13 protein-coding genes are annotated in these 15797 nt (G+C 57.2%); 7 read left to right on the top strand and 6 right to left on the bottom strand.

The features are described 5' to 3' along the window. Positions 1–80: 80 nt before the first annotated feature. Positions 81–959 (bottom strand): hypothetical protein, encoded by an 879-nt coding sequence (locus tag IEN85_RS00285; RefSeq protein WP_191615060.1) that lies wholly within the window; start codon positions 957–959, stop codon positions 81–83. Positions 960–1120: 161 nt separating this feature from the next. Here IEN85_RS00285 and IEN85_RS00280 point away from each other — a divergent pair, with 161 nt between their 5' ends. The 3 genes from IEN85_RS00280 to IEN85_RS00270 all read left to right on the top strand — a co-directional run bounded on the left by IEN85_RS00280 (position 1121) and on the right by IEN85_RS00270 (position 4094). Beyond that, positions 1121–1906: a sugar phosphate isomerase/epimerase family protein gene (locus tag IEN85_RS00280; protein WP_191615059.1), complete on the top strand. Its 786-nt coding sequence runs from the start codon at positions 1121–1123 to the stop codon at positions 1904–1906. A gap of 98 nt (positions 1907–2004) precedes the next feature. Continuing rightward, positions 2005–3018 (top strand): NAD-dependent epimerase/dehydratase family protein, encoded by a 1014-nt coding sequence (locus IEN85_RS00275; RefSeq protein ID WP_191615058.1) that lies wholly within the window; start codon positions 2005–2007, stop codon positions 3016–3018. Positions 3019–3029: 11 nt separating this feature from the next. Then, complete coding sequence (locus IEN85_RS00270; RefSeq protein WP_191615057.1) at positions 3030–4094, top strand: dihydrodipicolinate synthase family protein; 1065 nt, start codon at positions 3030–3032, stop codon at positions 4092–4094. 107 nt (positions 4095–4201) lie between these two features. On the opposite strand, the gene IEN85_RS00265 is transcribed toward IEN85_RS00270, so the two are convergent. From IEN85_RS00265 to IEN85_RS00245, 5 genes are all read right to left on the bottom strand, one after another. Continuing rightward, entirely contained in the window at positions 4202–5428 is a 1227-nt protein-coding gene (locus tag IEN85_RS00265; protein WP_191615056.1) for an aspartate aminotransferase family protein, read from the bottom strand. 4 nt (positions 5429–5432) lie between these two features. Continuing rightward, positions 5433–7424 carry a heparinase II/III domain-containing protein gene (locus IEN85_RS00260; RefSeq protein ID WP_191615055.1) on the bottom strand — a complete coding sequence of 664 codons (1992 nt, stop codon included), beginning with the start codon at positions 7422–7424 and terminating at the stop codon, positions 5433–5435. Further along, positions 7421–9286: a sodium:solute symporter family protein gene (locus IEN85_RS00255; protein ID WP_191615054.1), complete on the bottom strand. Its 1866-nt coding sequence runs from the start codon at positions 9284–9286 to the stop codon at positions 7421–7423. Before IEN85_RS00255 ends, IEN85_RS00260 begins: the two co-directional genes overlap by 4 nt. Positions 9287–9569: 283 nt before the next feature. Further along, positions 9570–10328 (bottom strand): amidohydrolase family protein, encoded by a 759-nt coding sequence (locus tag IEN85_RS00250; protein ID WP_191615053.1) that lies wholly within the window; start codon positions 10326–10328, stop codon positions 9570–9572. Between the two features lie 5 nt (positions 10329–10333). Next, a complete protein-coding gene (locus tag IEN85_RS00245; protein WP_191615052.1) occupies positions 10334–11101 on the bottom strand; it encodes an amidohydrolase family protein in 768 nt (255 codons plus the stop codon). A 116-nt stretch (positions 11102–11217) separates the two neighbouring features. On the opposite strand from IEN85_RS00245, the gene IEN85_RS00240 reads away from it, so the two are divergent. From IEN85_RS00240 to IEN85_RS00225, 4 genes are all read left to right on the top strand, one after another. Beyond that, positions 11218–11736 carry a hypothetical protein gene (locus IEN85_RS00240; RefSeq protein WP_191615051.1) on the top strand — a complete coding sequence of 173 codons (519 nt, stop codon included), beginning with the start codon at positions 11218–11220 and terminating at the stop codon, positions 11734–11736. Positions 11737–11788: 52 nt separating this feature from the next. Then, entirely contained in the window at positions 11789–13432 is a 1644-nt protein-coding gene (locus tag IEN85_RS00235; protein ID WP_191615050.1) for a GxGYxYP domain-containing protein, read from the top strand. Positions 13433–13603: 171 nt separating this feature from the next. Further along, positions 13604–14140 carry a hypothetical protein gene (locus IEN85_RS00230; protein ID WP_191615049.1) on the top strand — a complete coding sequence of 179 codons (537 nt, stop codon included), beginning with the start codon at positions 13604–13606 and terminating at the stop codon, positions 14138–14140. Between the two features lie 6 nt (positions 14141–14146). After that, a complete protein-coding gene (locus IEN85_RS00225) occupies positions 14147–15784 on the top strand; it encodes a GxGYxYP domain-containing protein (RefSeq protein WP_224772373.1) in 1638 nt (545 codons plus the stop codon). The last annotated feature ends 13 nt before the right edge of the window (positions 15785–15797 follow it).

Below are 15797 nucleotides of genomic sequence, written 5' to 3'. Positions count from 1 at the left end.
CGTCGAGGGAGGAAAGTCCCGAATGCTAATTTGGCGCATGGTCCTCCCGAAGGCAGCCTGGAGCGACTCGCTTTTGCCGACTAGGAACGGAGCAGCTCTTGCACGCTGGAGAATTCTTCTTGAGCGATGAGCTTGAGCAACAGGGCGTCCTGCCAACGGTCTGATGATTCTGTGGGTTCCCCTTGGGAATTGAGGTAGGTGGGAGCGTAGTAAATACATGGAGGGAGCAGCTCTGGAGCGAAGATGAGGTAGTCCCCGCTCACGGCGGTTGAGAGGAACCCTTCGAAACAACGCCTCCAGATCTCCTTGAAATGCTCGATGTATTCACCGTTTGGATTCGATTGCAGGGCTGCCTGTATGGCCCCGGGAGTGGATATGCGGCCGTGGATGAAGCGTACGCGTTCGAGAACGGGTTGAATGAAGCGAAGCTTTTCCTCCCAGTCTCCGTAGACCATTTCGTGTCCCGTGTACCAGTGCGAGAAGTCGCCGTTGAATCGAATTTCGGGGTAACGTTTCACGATCTGTACGGTTCGCCAGCTGTCTTGCGTGATCGTGGCCCGGTGTGTCTCGACGTAAAGCGGGTACCGATAGTGGTCTGAGGCCTGAATGATTGCAGTGACGAGCTTGTCCACCTCAGAGTCGCATTCGCTTCCCCATCCCACGTGCAGGGTGGTCGCGAGCATCCCTTCGCTCAAATGCTTCTCCACTAGGGGGGCGACGTCGGAAGGATGGTTTATCCTGCCGCTTCCGCAGCGGGCCAGGTTTTGCCTTTCGCAGGTCGCTGTCTCGCCGTCCTGCAAGCCGAGGAAGCCGGCAATCCGGATCGCCTCGTATTGCTGATCCAAGCTTTTGCCTGCCATTTCGCTGCCCTTGGGGAGATCTCGCAGGGTGCCCGCGTTTAGGAAAGCTTTCAGAGCGGGTGGGTTGCTGGAGCCGTCGTTTGTATTTGGAACCGTCATCGGACTTTTGGCTGAATGATGCTCGGCTTGTGGAGCCCTGTCGCCTAGCCGCCTGGTTTATCGTAAGCTTGGCGGGACCTTGTTCTCCTCGCATCGCTTGAGCTTATTCGGCGTTCAAGCGGCTGTGAGCCTTAAAATTTCCGCTTTGAAATTTCGATCTTATGAAAGCAGGTTTGGTATCCATAACGTTTAGGGCTTTGAGTCCGGAGGAAATCGTACGGCAAGTCTCGGCGGCCGGACTTGAGGGAATCGAGTGGGGTGGCGACGTGCATGTGCCGCATGGTCGTTTGCTGCGGGCCAAGGAAGTGAGACGCCTTACGGAAGATGCCGGTCTCGCAGTATCGGCCTACGGTTCCTATTATCGTTTCGACGATTGCATTTCCCATTGCGCGGAAGATGAGCCCTCCTGGAACGCGGTGCTGGATACTGCTTGCGAATTGGGGGCACCGTCAGTCCGAGTTTGGGCGGGGCGGCTCGGCTCGGCCGCGATTTCCGGGGAACACCGCAGTCGCATCGTGGAACGCTGCCGCGAAATCGGCGAGCAAGCTCAGGGTCGCGGAATCACCGTCGACCTGGAGTTTCATGACAACACCTTGACCGATACGAACGATTCGACGGCTCTTTTTCTCGATGAGGTCGCTCACCCGAACGTATTCACGCTCTGGCAACCTTACTTGTCGGTGGAGCAGGGATATCGGCTTCGCGGACTGCGACAATTGTTGGGAAAAGTGAGCAACATCCACTGCAACCACTTCGCGAAGGAAGGTTGGCCGCACTCGCTTTTGCTGGAGGAGGGCGAGGACGCGTGGTCGGAATTCCTGGAGGTGCTGCGGTCCGACGGGCGAGAGCGCTGGATCAGTATCGAGCACGTGAAGGGCCATGAGCTCGAGAGCTTCCGCAGAGACGCGGCAACCTTGAGGCGCTGGGTGGCTGGAATGGGCGAATAGCCCTGTTTTTCGGTAAACCGAGCCGGCGGTTGAGCCCCAGCTTGAGCCTGGCGGAGAATGTGGCTATGCCCCATCCAGAGACTCAGCCCCAACTGCCTGTGCCCCGTTCCGAGATCGACTTGTTCCTGGCCCGGCCGGACGAGGCGGTGTGCGATGCCTTACGGAACTTGGAAGGCGACATCGTGGTTTTGGGGGCGGGCGGCAAGATGGGTTTGCACCTGTGCTTGATGCTTCGATTCGCCTTGGACGAGCTCGAGCAGGACAATCGGGTCATCGCGGTGTCGCGATTCGGGAATTTGAAGTCGAAAAGTGAATACGAGGAGCGGGGGGTGCTTACGGTGGCGGGCGATTTGCGCGAGGAGCGATTCGTGGCGGAGCTTCCCGATGCTCCGACAGTTTTTTACCTGGTGGGAGCCAAGTTCGGAACAGCGGACCGGCCTGAAATTCTTCGCGAAACCAACGTGGATCTGGCGCGGTCCTTGGCCCTACGTTACCGTTCCTCCCGTATCGTAGCCTTTTCTACGGGCTGCGTGTATTCTTTCGTCACTCCAGGATGCGGTGGATCGCACGAAGGCTCGCCAACGGAACCGGTGGGCGAGTACGCGCGGTCTTGCCTCGAGCGGGAGCGGCGCTTCCAGCAAGTGTCCGAGGAGGAAGGCACTGAGGTCGTTTTGATCCGACTCAACTACTCCGTGGAATTTCGCTACGGGGTGTTAGTCGATGTCGCGAGCAAGGTTTTGGCTGGCGAGCCGGTGGACGTTTCGACTGGTTTCGTGAACGTCATCTGGCAAGGCGATGCCCTCCGCCAAATCGTGCAAGCGCTGCCATTGGCCCAGTCGCCAGCGATTCCCCTCAACATTACCGGACCCGATATCTTGAGCGTGCGGGAAATCGCGGAGGAGTTCGGCCGTCGCTTTGGTCGCAAGGCTTTGATCGAAGGGGAGGAAAGCGAGACGGCTTGGCTGAACAATGCGGGTCGGTCCCACCGCCTCTTTGGCGAGCCATCCGTCGAGATCGACACGATGATCGATTGGGTGGTGGCTTGGTTGTCTGGAGGAGGCAGCACCTACGGCAAGCCCACCGGATTCGAGAAGCGAGATGGAAAGTTTTAAATTCTGAATACATGAGTTCTACGAAAGCTCTTAGGAGCGTTACACGTGAACGCTTGATGGATGGGGTGGTGATCCCGGCTCATCCATTGGCGCTTGATAGTTCCCGAAAGTTGGACGAACGCCGGCAAGTCGCCTTGACCCGATACTATTGCGATTCGGGAGCAGGTGGCATTGCGGTGGGAGTGCACACGACCCAATTCGAGATTCGGGAAACGAAGTACGGTCTTTATCAACCTGTTCTGGAACTGGCCGCTAAGACGATGGACGCCTGCGAAGCGGATCAGGATCGCGGATTGATACGAGTCGCCGGGATTGCTGGCAAGACCCGACAGGCTGTAGCGGAGGCGGAAATGGCGGCGGAACTCGGCTACCACCTCGGTTTGGTCAGTCTCGCTGCCCTGAGCGATGCTTCGAACGAAGAACGGATCACCCATATGCGAGCGATCGCTGAGGTCTTTCCTGTGTTTGGGTTTTACCTACAGCCATCGGTGGGCGGCTGTCGTCTCGATTTCGAGTTCTGGAGGGAAGTTGTCGAGATCGAGAATCTGCTTGGCATCAAGATGGCTCCATTCAATCGCTATGAAACCTTGAATGTGCTGCGGGCCGTTTATGAATCTGGCCGAGCGGGCGAGATTGCCCTCTACACAGGCAACGACGACAACATATTGGTCGACCTCGCAAGCGAGTTTCGTTTTTCGGAGGATGCCGAGCCATTGCGCATTCGAGGCGGCCTGCTTGGCCAGTGGGCAGTTTGGACGCATCAGGCGGTCAAGGATTTGCAAGCTGTGAAAGCGGAGCGCCGCAGCGGTTTATCGAAGGAATTGTTGACGCGTGCTCACCAACTGACCGACGCGAACGCGGCTATTTTTGACGTAGCGAACGGTTTTGCGGGTTGCATCCCCGGTATACATGAGATTTTGCGTCGACAAGGTTTGCTGGAGGGACGCTGGTGCCTAGATCCGCAGGAAGAGCTTTCCCCCGGACAGATGGAGGAGCTGGACCGTATTCATGCGGCGTATCCAAGTTTAAACGACGATGAGTTCGTGCGTGAGAACTTGGATCGGTGGTTGAGTTGAACGGCTTGCAGGCGGGTCGTTCTGTACTGGGTGACTTACTGTGGGAAGCGACCTTGTGTCGCGATTGGAGCGGTTTCATTCGCGGCGCAAGGCCGCTTCCCGCGGGGTCAGACTATCGACTTCACCGAGTCTCGGAACTTTTCCAGCGTTTCGGCAATGTCGCTTTCTTGGTGGGAGTAGGTGATGAACCACTCTTTATTGGCGAAGATGCCTCGCTGGTAAAGCTGGTCGAAGAGCTTGATGCGAGCGGCGCTTTGCTCGTCTTCGTTGCCGGCGAACTGGATGGTGGGAGCGTGGGGGAGTCCTTCGGTCCTTGCTGGGAAACTCAATTCTTGGAAGACGGAATCGAAGCCGTCGCGCAGCGTTTGTCCAAGCGCGGCGATATGTTCGTTAACGGGTTCGCGGCGGAGCACGTCCATGGTTGCCTTGGCAGCGGCGAGGGAAAGGCATTCGCCAGCGTAGGTCGTGGTGATTATAGTGCGGTCGAGGGCGTCCATGAACTCTGACTTTCCGGCGTAGGCTGAAAGTGGATACCCATTGGCGATCGCTTTGGCGTAGGCGGATAGGTCGGGTGTAACGCCGAAGTATTCGGCGGCTCCTCCTTTAGCGAGACGGAATCCGGTGAGGACTTCGTCGAAAATGAGGACTGTGCCATACGCGTCGCATTTATCTCTCAGTTTTTGCAAAAACTTCGGGCTCGGTGCCTTGTGCCATTCGACCGGAGAGACGATTACGGCGGCGAGTTCGTGGCCAATGGAGTCGAATACTTCGTCGACGGCTCGCAGGTCTCCGTACTCGATGGCGTGGGAAAATTTATGCAAGTCGGTGGGGATGCCGTTGTTGGGCCAGGCCAAGGCGAACCAATCTTGGTAGCCGTGGTAGCCGCTCGTGAGAAAGTGGTTTCGGCCAGTCTTGCTGCGGGCGAGTCGAAGGCAGGAAGCGCAGACGTCGGCTCCCGTTTTCATGTAGCGAATCTTGTCGGCCCATCCTACGGTATCGAGGATGGCTTCCGCCGTTTCCAGTTCGAGAGGGCTTGCCATGGAGAACAGCACGCCGTCTTGCATCTGCTTGCGGACGGCGTCGTCAACTTCTGGATACTGGTACCCGAGAATGATCGGACCGAGAGATGCCTTGTAGTCGATATAGGATTTGTCGTCCAGGTCCCAGACGCGACAGCCTTGGGCCTTCTTGAGGAAGGGAGGGCGTGAGGGGATGAGTTCACCGTCGTAGCGTTTAGCGTTGGTTTGGGTGGCCCAGGGGATGCGCTTGGACGCGTTCGCGTAGTGGGCCGCGTGAGCGGGCGTCATTTTCGATAGGTCGATTTGACTGTTCATTTGCTTAAGCGAGCGAAAGCTGGATCACGGGAGTGGCGGATTGGGTGTCGATGTGGAAGGTGGCTTGCTTGCTGTTGAGCTTCCAACCTTTTTCGGTGGAAGTGACATTGACCTTCGCGGGGGAGCTGCCGCGCGGGTTTGCTCTGAGCACGGTCACGATCTCGTGCGTAAAGGCGGGCGAGGTCTCGATTTCGATGCAAGGGAAGTCGCCGGTTTCGGGAGTCACGTCCAGTTGTGTTGAAGTGATGCTAGGGGCGTCGGATTTAGAATAGACGGTGCCGTGCAGCTGGGCTTGAGGACGCTCGATGAGGAAATCGTTTTTGCCGGTTTTCAGTTTCGCTTTGGCGTCACGGTTATCCGGGAAGAAGCGTATGCTCATGGGCTGTTCGCCGAAATGCAGGCGTACTTGATCAATCACTATGACGAGATCCGGTTTGTGGAAGATAACGGTGCGAAGGACTTTTGTGATGTGGTCGTTTTCGATTAAGTAGGCGGCGGTGGCGTCGCTGGTCCACCAGACCGTGTCGCCTTGTATCTGGTATTGAGTGATGGCTGCGTAGGACTTGCTGTCGTTGGTGCCCTCTTGCCCATCGTGGTAATGGTTGCCCATGCCGTTCACGAGGACGGAGTTGTGGGCTTTGGTTTTTCGCATTTCCCAGCCCGAGTGGCGGCTGTCGTAGGCGGCGCCGAAGAGGTCGGTGAGCAAGCGTTCGCCGTGAAACTTGTAGGTGATATGGTTTCGGTCCGCGTGTTCGTGGTTGCAAGGGCCGCCGCTGCGGAAGGCCAGCACGGCATCGTCAGGGTCCCAGCCGCTGCGGCAGAGTACCCAGTCGAGTTGGTTGCGGACGTTTAGCAAAGCAGGCGGCGGCGGGCTGGAGGCTTTGCCGGGCTCGTACCAAAGGAAGTCGAGAAAGTAGGTGGGGAGGCTCATTTGCTCGACCTGGTACTGGGCGAGGGGGTTGCCGGTTTGTTTTCCGATCCAGGCGGGCACGCAGGCGTAGACGCTGCTGCGGGCGTCGCTGAAGTTGACGATGTCAGGAGTTCCGTCGGCGTTTTTCCCGGCTTGCATGCTCGCGATGAAATCGAGCATGCCGTCGAAGTTGGCCTTTTTACTCCAGTCGATGCCGCCGACGCTGCGAGCATGGGCGTCGAAGAAATTAAGGGCGGTGCGAAGGGTGTAGTTCGCATAGCTGAGGCCTTCGAAGTAGCTGCCATCCGGGGAAAAGAGCCGAAGGACGCGTTGAAAACTGGATACAGCGGTGTCGAGCCACTGCTGGGCCCGCGGATCGTGCCCGAGCAATGCGATGGCTCCGATCCCTAAGGCGCTGCTTGGAGCGGAGCGGAGGTTGTTGTCGCCGAGGATCATGGGCCATCGCTCCATGGAGAGCTGGTAGAAGCCTTCATGGCGGTCGTCGAATCTCCAGCCAGTGACGGTATCCGGATGGTCCATACCGTAGACGGCGCGGTAGCAGGGCAGGCATCCTTTGGCCGCAATCGCGTCGAGAATCTTCTTGTCCAGGCTGTCGTCGATGGCGTCGTCCAGCACTTCGCGAGCAAAGAGGATTCGCACGGTGGCGAGGGAGGAGCGTTGGATTCCGATCTCCTTGTCGCCGTCGAGGAAGTAGTCCCATTTCGGGTAGCTGATCAAGCGCTTGAGGGCGGAAAGCAGAGCATCGCGTCTTTGGGAACTCGGTTCCACGAGCTGCACGAGGGAAAATTCGGTTAAGCGGTTGATGATGGTAGCGAAGTCGCGAACGATGTCGCCTGATTGCTCGAAGGCGTGGAGGGCGTCCTGCAATTCGCTCAAGTCGCGGCTTGCCCATTCTCGGTAGGTCGGGGCCAGCAGGGCGCTGCGGGCGTTGGCCCGTATTTTCCCGATCTCGTACCGTTCGAAAAAGAGGCGTTGGGAGGAGGTGTTTTTGGCGCCGAGGGAAGCGGGCAGGCTGGCTAGCAGGAGGCTGCCGCTGGCGTAGCGTAGGAGGTCGCGTCGTGTCATGGCTGGATAGGGGCGGGAGGGTTGGGGTGATGGCGCGCTTGGTATTGGCGCACGGCTTTGACGATAGTGATGCCGATGGTGGCTGAAATGAGTCCTGCGATTGTATTGAGCCAACCGCTACGTTCGAGGGTCAGGAAAGTGACGAGCAGCAGCACGGCTCCAATGAGCAGGGAAAGGTAGCCGAGCAGCTTGTAGGCGATCAGCCCTTCTGGGCCGATCTTGGCGTCTGGCTCGGCGTAGGCAGGCGTTTTTAGGTCTGTCTCGAAAGATTCGATACGCTTCTTGAAGGCCCCTTCACGTTTATCGAAGAAGGCGGTAGCGAGGAAGACGCTGCCGCTGGCGAGGATGCCGACGATGGCGTTGAGTTCGTAGCGGGTAAGCTCGAAGCCGAACCAGTTTGCTTGGATGTCGGCGAAAAGAACGTTCATCACGGTGATTCCGTCCTCGGCTCCGGACGCGGCGGCGATTCCGACGAAGAACACGCCAAGAACGCCGGCGCTGACGGAGGCGATGGCGGACCACCAAGGCGTTCTGGTGTAGAGCAGTCCGAAGAATACGGGAACGAAGAGGGTGATCTTGTAGAGCGATTCCGCCTTCATGTAGACGTCAAAGGCTCCGCCGAAACGCTTGATGTTGAGGGCGACGAAAATGGAGAAGAGGCCTAGGCATGCCACGGAGGCCTTGCCGAACCAAAGTTGGGTGCGTTCGGAGGGGGCTCTTCCTTTGAGGGAAGTTGTGAGCGGGACGTAGACGTCTTTGGTCAGCACGGCTCCGAGCCAATTGAAGAGCGTGTCGGTGGAGCTCATGGTGGCGGCGAAGATGGCGGCGGTGAGAAGGCCGAGCATGCCGTGCGGCAGAACCGCAAGGGCGAGGGTGACGAAGGAGGCTTCCTCAGGACTGGTGAGGCTAGGCCAGAGGGATGCGATATCTGGAAAGATGATAGGTGTGGTGAAGATGGGCAGGATCCAGAGCATGGGGAGGACAAAGGAAAGTCCGGCGCACCAGAGGGCCATCTTGCGAGTGTCGCGCTCGTCAGCGACGCTGTAGTAACGTTGGGCGATGTGCCAGTTTACGTTGTATCCGAATATTATGTACACGAAGTAGACCGGCCAGAAAAGCAGCGGCTTGCCTTCGAGGTTGATATCGAAGTAGCCGTCCGGAGTATCGCTGGCGATTCGCTTCAGCCCGTCGATAATGCTTCCGTCGCCGATATAGGAGTAGGACAGGGGCGTGATGATGAGGGTGACGAGCAGAACGATGAGAAACTGGATACCATCGGTTACCATGACTGCCCAGAGCCCACCCAGAGTGGTGTAGATGACGATGACGCTGCCGGTGATGAGGATTGAAAGTTCGAATCCCTTGATGGTGAAGAGTCCGAGGTCGAAGACCTGCTCGCTGATGCCCAGGGCGGTGGAAGTGAAAATGCAGAGGGTGTAGACCATGATGCCCAGCACGAGGGTGTTGGGCACGACGGCGAGCAAGGTGTAGAAGTAGGTCGTTTCGCGGGAGAAGCGGCGGGTCAGGAATTGCAGGGGGGTGTCGAGGCGGGTGCGGCGCCAGCGGATGGCAAAGACGTAGTAGCCGAGCAAATACGCTGGAAGGGCGAGGCTGAAGAGCAAGATGGCGCCGCCGCCGTTTTTGTATGTTATTCCAGAGGCGCCGACGAACATGAAGGCGGAGAAGCCCGAAATGAAAAGAGAGACCATGGAAAGTTGCCATGGAATGTGTCCGCCGCCTTTGAAGTAATCGGTGGTTTTCTTGTTGAAGCGGGCCACGTAGATTCCGATGGCCACGATCATGACCATGTATCCAGCCAGTATCGTATAGTCGAGCGCGTTTAAGAAATGGAGTTCAGGCATGATGATCTCAGGGGTACGGATCACCAATAAACCGTAGTTCCGGCTTAACGGTGATGGAGTAGGCGGTTTATGGTAAAATCGGAAGCGGTAGGCCTGGAACTGAGATGCTGTCCAATAAATGTGGGAGCGTGCTTGTCGTGATGAGTTATGGGGTGGGAAAAACGCAAATTGCCATAGAAGGTGGATCAGCCGCTCCGCGGGCGATGAGTAATGGTTTGGAAAGCGATTTTTTGTCGCCCGCGGAGCGGCCGCCCCACCTTTCAAAAATTCTAGGGTGAACGGGTTAAAGCTCGAAGAAGCGTTGGGCGTTCCCGCGGGCGATTTGGGTTTTGAGCGACTGGGAAATGGTGGAGCTTTGGAGCTTGTAGGTATTGGCTTCGGTGACCATCAGGGGGGTGTGGGAGCCGAAGAAAAGGCGGTCTGGGGTGATGGTTTCCAGCAGGCCGTTCACGAGCTCGTGCCAGTCGGCGAAGGAGAGGTCGAAGTTGAGGTTGGGGCAGTCGGGAGCGAGTTCCAGGATCTCCGGACGGAAGAGGCCGGTGCAGAGGATCTTGAAGTCAGGGAAACGTTGGGCGAGGCGGCGGATCTGTTGGGTGCGGACGCCTTGGATCTTGAGGCCATGGTACTGGTGCCGCTCGTCTTGCACCCGGACGTTTACGATGAGTCGGATTTTTTCCGTTTGCAGGTGCTGGACGAGTTCCGTGCAGGCCCGGCTGGCGAGGCGAAAGTTATGGAAATTTGGATACAGTTTGACGGCCTTGATCTCGGCGGCTGTTCGGTAGCTTTCGAGGGAGGCTAGCCAGTTTGGCAGGGCGAGGTTGAGGGCCGGGACGGGCACGAGCTCAGGGATACGTTTGCATGCCGAGAGGAGTTCTCGGTTTGCGGGGTCGGGGTCGGCGAGGAAAAGCGTTTCTAGGTGGGAGACGAGTCCAGTCTGGATCTGATGCTTCTGCAGGTGGGTGGCGAGTTGCTGGGGGCTGCGTTGAGGGAGGCGAGCGAAAGGCCAGCGTCCGATGGAAAGGTTGCTGTCGATGAAGGTCATGACTTCTAGGCGAGATTGAGAAAGGTATGGGCGTTTGAATACAGGATCTTGCGCTTGGCAGATTCGTCTATGTCGGAACCGGTTACTCTGCCGATGCACTGCCCAAGCTCTCGAATGGGAATGTCGGATCCGTAGAGGATGCGTTCGGGGCCGAGCTTTTCGACGGCGTATTCGATTAGCCCGGCGAAGGGAAGGCAGCTGGAGGTGTCGATGTAGAGGTTTGGCAGGTCTTGGGCTTCGAGGACGCCCCGCAAGCCGAACCCGTAGAGATGAGCCATAATGATTTTCACGTCGGGAAAGCGCCGGGCAAGCAGGCAGGTGTCCTTGGGGTCGCTGTGGGTCTTGCGCATGGGTTTTCCCAGGGTGTCCCAGGTGTGCTGGAGGACGGGGATGTCGTGCGCGGCAGCCGCTCTCATGAGCGGGGTCATGACGGCGTCCCGGGCGTTGTTGGCAATTTCCAGTTTGATGCCTTGGAAGCCCTCGGCGAGACAGCGGTCCAATTCTCCGCGTATGGCTTTTTCTCCCAAGGTGGGATTGAGGTAGCAAAAGCCGATGAAGAACTTTGGGTACCAGGCGAGAAGCTGGCGGGTTTGCTCGTTGATGGCTCGCAGCTCTTTTGCCGAAGGGCAGGGACCGTGCACGAGCACGTCGCCGAGGCAGACCATTTTTTCGATTCCGAGCGACTTGCTATAGGCGACGAGCTGGTCAACCTCGGGCTTCGTTTTTCCTTTGCCGAAGAAGACTGGGTGAGTGTGGACGTCGATGATTTTCATGCGGGGAACGGAATGAGAATGAGGGGGATCGGGGGCACATGACACCGCTTCTCTGTTTGACCGTAAACTGGGAAGAAGGTGTGCGTGGGGATGGTATTGGGTGAAGGTCTGTCGTTATGCTGAAACTGTTTTTCATCTCGGCGCTTGTCTCGCTGATGTTCGCGACTGCATCGGCTCAGCCAGGGAGCCAATTCATAGGGACTTGGGTGATCGATTCGGAGCTGAGCACGGCCTTTGACCCGTGGCGTAGCATCCAACTGGATATCGAGCTTGTCGAGGGGGGAGTGGTGATTGAGGAACTGTGCACCACGGGACGTCGCCGGTCGACGCAGCGGTACGAGCTGAAGCTTGGTAGTTCTCAAAACGTGGTGCCAATCGAGATGTGGACTGGGAATCGGCACATCGGGGCGTACATCGGAGGGGATCGCGCCATGAGGATTGATGCTCGCTTGGACGATGGCGGTCGTACGCTCGTTCTAGACTGTCGTTACCTATTGGATACGTCCCAGGGAGAGACGGCGGTAAGGTCTCACAAGGAGTTTCGCGTGTCTTCAGACGGGGATCAATTGGTAGTGATGGAGCTTCGATCCACCCGTCCGCGACCCATCCTGCAAGTCTTCAACAAGGCGAATTGATGAACGGAATCTTTTAGGAGCCTGATTGGCGGAAGAGAGAAGGAAATTTGTTATGGAATTGAATACGGGGAAGCGTTTTTTGGCCGTTGCGATGCTGGGCATCATTGGAGGCTGCCTAGGGTTCGGCCAAGCTAAGGAAGCGAGCTACATGGAGTTTGATGCGGACTGGAGCCTCGACGGAGACCTGCCCGAGAAAGCCATGTTGATCAGCTTGCAGGGGGTGGTCAACAAGGCGGGGCCCAAGCTCTACTTTCGCTATCCGGAGTCATGGCCTTGGAAGATAACGGGGGAATTGAAGTCCTTTTACGAAGCCCGGCATGGCTTTGACTTTCTTGAAGTCGAGAATGCGGAAAGAGCCTTGAGCGCCTACGCTTCGCAGGTGGACGGATATGTCGTTTGGGACAAGCAAGTGCGCACTTCTCTGATCGTAGCTTTCACGGTTTGCGGTTTGGAGAATGCGATTGCGGTGAACGAGGATCTCATTCCGCTGGCGAAGGCGGCAGGCTTGAAGCCGGTAGCGGACCTGTGCGGAGCGTTTCGTGGCATGGACGACGCGGAGATTTACCAGATCGCTTACGATCGCTACTGGGAGCGATGCAGCAAGGAGGTCGCTATCTGGATGGGAGGCGTGCATGGATCCCGCATGGAACCGGGAATCGCCGATTACGGAATCTATCGAGGGGCCTTCTTTTGCGACTTGTCGGCCAGTCCGGAAGACGAGGAAGAACTCGCTTTGCACAAGCGGATTTTGAGCGAACTCGATTCCGATGCCACGATCATGGGATGGCATTCCTACGCCAAGGATACGGAAGGGCAACACGTCAGCTTGATATCCAGCTACGGCTTGAAAATGGAAGGCTTGAACAGCCTGCCCAATATCAGCTTCAACTGCCAGATCCCCTTTACCGATGACTTTGTATTCAAAAATAACCACAATGTGGGCGCGGAGGACGTGTTGAAGGCGGAGGAAAAGGTTTACGTTTCTCTGATTCAAACGGATAGCATGGGGATCGGAGCCTGGACGAAACCGGGCCGCGGCCGCATTCCTTACGCTTGGCAGGTTTCCATGAGTTGGAGTCGCACCTCGCCGGGGGCCTTGCAGTATTTCGCGGAAGCGGCCACGCCGAACGACTACTTTATCGGAGGCCTTTCCGGTCCGGGCTACATGTACCCCAAGCCTATTCCGGAAGCGCGTTTTTGGCCCTTGATGGAGGAGGCGAACGAATTGATGGATACGCTGGATTTGCGAGTGATGGAGATTATGGACTACTCGGAAGGGAATCGCCATGTGGGCAATACCGATTTGCCAAAGGAACTTGTGGATCGCTACTACGAGGCCTTCCCCGATGTGATCGGCTTTGTCAATGGTTATGGCTCCGCTCGCACTTTCGATCTCCGCGGGCGGCGGCCCATGCTTTCCTACGATTATTACCTTGGATTGAATCGTCCCACCGCGGAAGCGATCGCGGACTTGGAGGAGCTGATCCAGATGAACCGGAAACGCCCTTATTTTCTGCTCATTCATGTGAGGGAATCGACCACCATCGATCGGGTCGCCGATATTTTGGATGGCGTGACGGAGGATATGGAAGTGATTCCGTTGGACGTTTTTCTGAAGCTGGCCGCGAGCGAGCAGACTTATGAACGCCGTTTCTTGCAGGAGTCGGATCCGGTTGACCGCAACGCATTCCGTTGAGCCCAGTGAGGTATTATGCGTCAAACGTAGCGTCGCAGGATCAGTCCTCTGTGGCCGCTGGCTAAAGTGAGGGTTGTCGCCTTCGACTCGTGACGCGATACACGCCTTTATTGTAAAGCAGCAAATGCATGGCCCTGCAGCCTGCGGTCCCTAGGTTTGTGTGTACCCGTTATGAAAAGGTTTTGGATCAAGCTATTGGTGGGAGTCTCCGTTTTTCAATGGATGGCGTTCAGCGCGAACCCAGATTTCGAAGGTCGTTGGCGTCTCGATCGCGAGCGTAGCTCGGCTCTCGACGGTTGGACGGCTATGGACCTCGAGATCGCGATCGATGGAGCGGAAGTAGAGGTCACCCATGACATGCGCTGGCGATCGACTCGAGTGGTGGAATCTAATCTTTTGGATACGAAGCGGGCGAAGGAGATCGATAACTTTTTCCGGATCGAGCAGCGTCACATGGCGGTGTATGCTCCGAAGCAGGGAGTCTCGTCGGTGCAGGCTGCTTGGCTGGACGAGGGGGACACGCTTCGGGTGGAAGCCCTATCGCCTGTGGAGGTTTCGCAGGGCACGGCGACGATCCGTTCCTATTACGAGTATCGAGTGGGCGAAGGCGGAGAAACGCTCACGCTTATCGAGCTACGTTCCTCGCGCAACAACCCCTTGGTCTACCGTTTCAAGAAGCTTCCCGCCAACGACAGCTCACGTCCCTAGTTTGCCATGACACGTACTTTAAAGATTTCTCTCGCAGCCGTCCTGTCGCTGGCAATGGGCCTGACGACGTTGGCTGAACCGTCCAAAAAGGCTTGGGTCATGCGCTTCGACTTGGATTGGAAGGTCGCAAGCGGGCTTCCGGAAAAGGCGATGCTGGTGAGCCTGCAAGGCCTTGCCAACCGCGAGGAAGCCCAGCTGTACATTATCCATCCGGCCGACTTTCAGTGGGAGATCACGGAGCCGCTCTACGACTTCTATCAGCGGAAGCATGGGGTGGCGTTTAGCGAGATTCCCGATGCGAAGGCGGCGCTGAAGCGTTTCAAGTCTGCGGCCAAAGGTTATGTCGTGTGGGACAAGGAAGTGGGGCCCTCCCTGAATGTGGCCTTCACGATCGCTGGCCTGGAAGACGCGGTCGTGGTGAGCGAGGAACTGATTCCCTTGGTGCGCAAGGTTGGCCTGAAGGAGATCGACGATTTGCGGGGGCGCTACACTGGGCAGTCCGACGCGGAAATTTACGGAGACGCGATCGAGCGCTACTGGCATCGCTGCAACCGGGACAAGATCATGTTGATGGGCGGACATCGCGGCCGCGTGATGATGCCAGCCATGGCGGACTGGGGGATTCGCGAGCGCATGTTCTTTCACGACTTGTCGGCGGATCCGAACGAGGCGGACGAGCTTGTATTGAATCGGCAACTACTGGAGGACTTGAATCCGGGGGCGACGGTTTTTGGCTGGCATCCTTATGGAAAGGATACGGAAGAGCAGTCTACGATGTTGCTCTCGCTCTACGGATTGAAGATGGAAGGGCTGCACAATTTGCCGAACTTGAGCTACAACTGCCAGTTCAGCTTCACTCCCGGTTTCAGGTTTACGAACAACCATCATGTGGGCCTCGACGAGACCTTGGTCGCGGAGGAGAAGGTTTATATTTCCTTCGTGCAGTCGGACAGCATTGGAATCGGCGTTTGGACCAAGCCCGGTCGGGGCAAGCTCCCCTTTGCCTGGCAGGTGACGATGAACTGGACCAAGTTCTCCCCGGCGGCGCTAGAGTATTTTCACGAGTCGGCCACGCCCAACGACTATTTTATCGGCGGGCTTTCCGGGCCAGGCTACATGTATCCAAATAACATTCCGAAGGAGCGTTTTCCGCAGTTGATGGAGGAGGCCAAGGAGTTGATGGCGGTGCTTGACGAACGCGTGATGGAGATCATGGACAACTCGGCAGCGGATGGAAACGTGGGCAATGCCGACTTGTTCAAGGAAACGGTGGACGCATACTATGAAGCCTTCCCGGATGTGATCGGTTTCATCAATGGCTATGGACCGGCTCGCACGTTCGACCTGAGGGATACGCGTCCCATGCTGTCATACGACTATTATATTGACCCGAAACGGCCGCGCGAGGAGGTGACGGCTGATTTGAACGAGCTGATCGTTCTCAACAGCAAGCGACCCTATTTCTTGCTCGTGCATGTGCGAGAGTCGAACGACGTGAACAGCTTGGTGGAGGTCGTGGAAAACTTGGAGGGGCCGGTCGAGGTGAAGCCGCTGGACGTCTTTTTGAAGCTTGCTGCGAGCAACAAGACTTACCAAACGCGCTTTCGCCAGCCGGACGATCCGGTGCATTTCAAAGGGTACTAGGTATTGGGTCGGA

Source organism: Pelagicoccus enzymogenes, assembly GCF_014803405.1.
Classification (GTDB): domain Bacteria; phylum Verrucomicrobiota; class Verrucomicrobiia; order Opitutales; family Opitutaceae; genus Pelagicoccus; species Pelagicoccus enzymogenes.
Note: the sequence above shows the minus strand (reverse complement) of the source record. Positions and strands in the feature narration are given on the sequence as shown.

Bases quoted from the DNA above. Each gene is read 5' to 3' on its own strand.
- IEN85_RS00285 (WP_191615060.1), bottom strand. From the start codon at position 959: ATGACGGTTCCAAATACAAACGACGGCTCCAGCAACCCACCCGCTCTG.
- IEN85_RS00280 (WP_191615059.1), top strand. From the start codon at position 1,121: ATGAAAGCAGGTTTGGTATCCATAACGTTTAGGGCTTTGAGTCCGGAG.
- IEN85_RS00270 (WP_191615057.1), top strand. From the start codon at position 3,030: ATGAGTTCTACGAAAGCTCTTAGGAGCGTTACACGTGAACGCTTGATG.
- IEN85_RS00265 (WP_191615056.1), bottom strand. From the start codon at position 5,428: ATGAACAGTCAAATCGACCTATCGAAAATGACGCCCGCTCACGCGGCC.
- IEN85_RS00260 (WP_191615055.1), bottom strand. From the start codon at position 7,424: ATGACACGACGCGACCTCCTACGCTACGCCAGCGGCAGCCTCCTGCTA.
- IEN85_RS00255 (WP_191615054.1), bottom strand. From the start codon at position 9,286: ATGCCTGAACTCCATTTCTTAAACGCGCTCGACTATACGATACTGGCT.
- IEN85_RS00250 (WP_191615053.1), bottom strand. From the start codon at position 10,328: ATGACCTTCATCGACAGCAACCTTTCCATCGGACGCTGGCCTTTCGCT.
- IEN85_RS00245 (WP_191615052.1), bottom strand. From the start codon at position 11,101: ATGAAAATCATCGACGTCCACACTCACCCAGTCTTCTTCGGCAAAGGA.
- IEN85_RS00240 (WP_191615051.1), top strand. From the start codon at position 11,218: ATGCTGAAACTGTTTTTCATCTCGGCGCTTGTCTCGCTGATGTTCGCG.
- IEN85_RS00235 (WP_191615050.1), top strand. From the start codon at position 11,789: ATGGAATTGAATACGGGGAAGCGTTTTTTGGCCGTTGCGATGCTGGGC.
- IEN85_RS00230 (WP_191615049.1), top strand. From the start codon at position 13,604: ATGAAAAGGTTTTGGATCAAGCTATTGGTGGGAGTCTCCGTTTTTCAA.
- IEN85_RS00225 (WP_224772373.1), top strand. From the start codon at position 14,147: ATGACACGTACTTTAAAGATTTCTCTCGCAGCCGTCCTGTCGCTGGCA.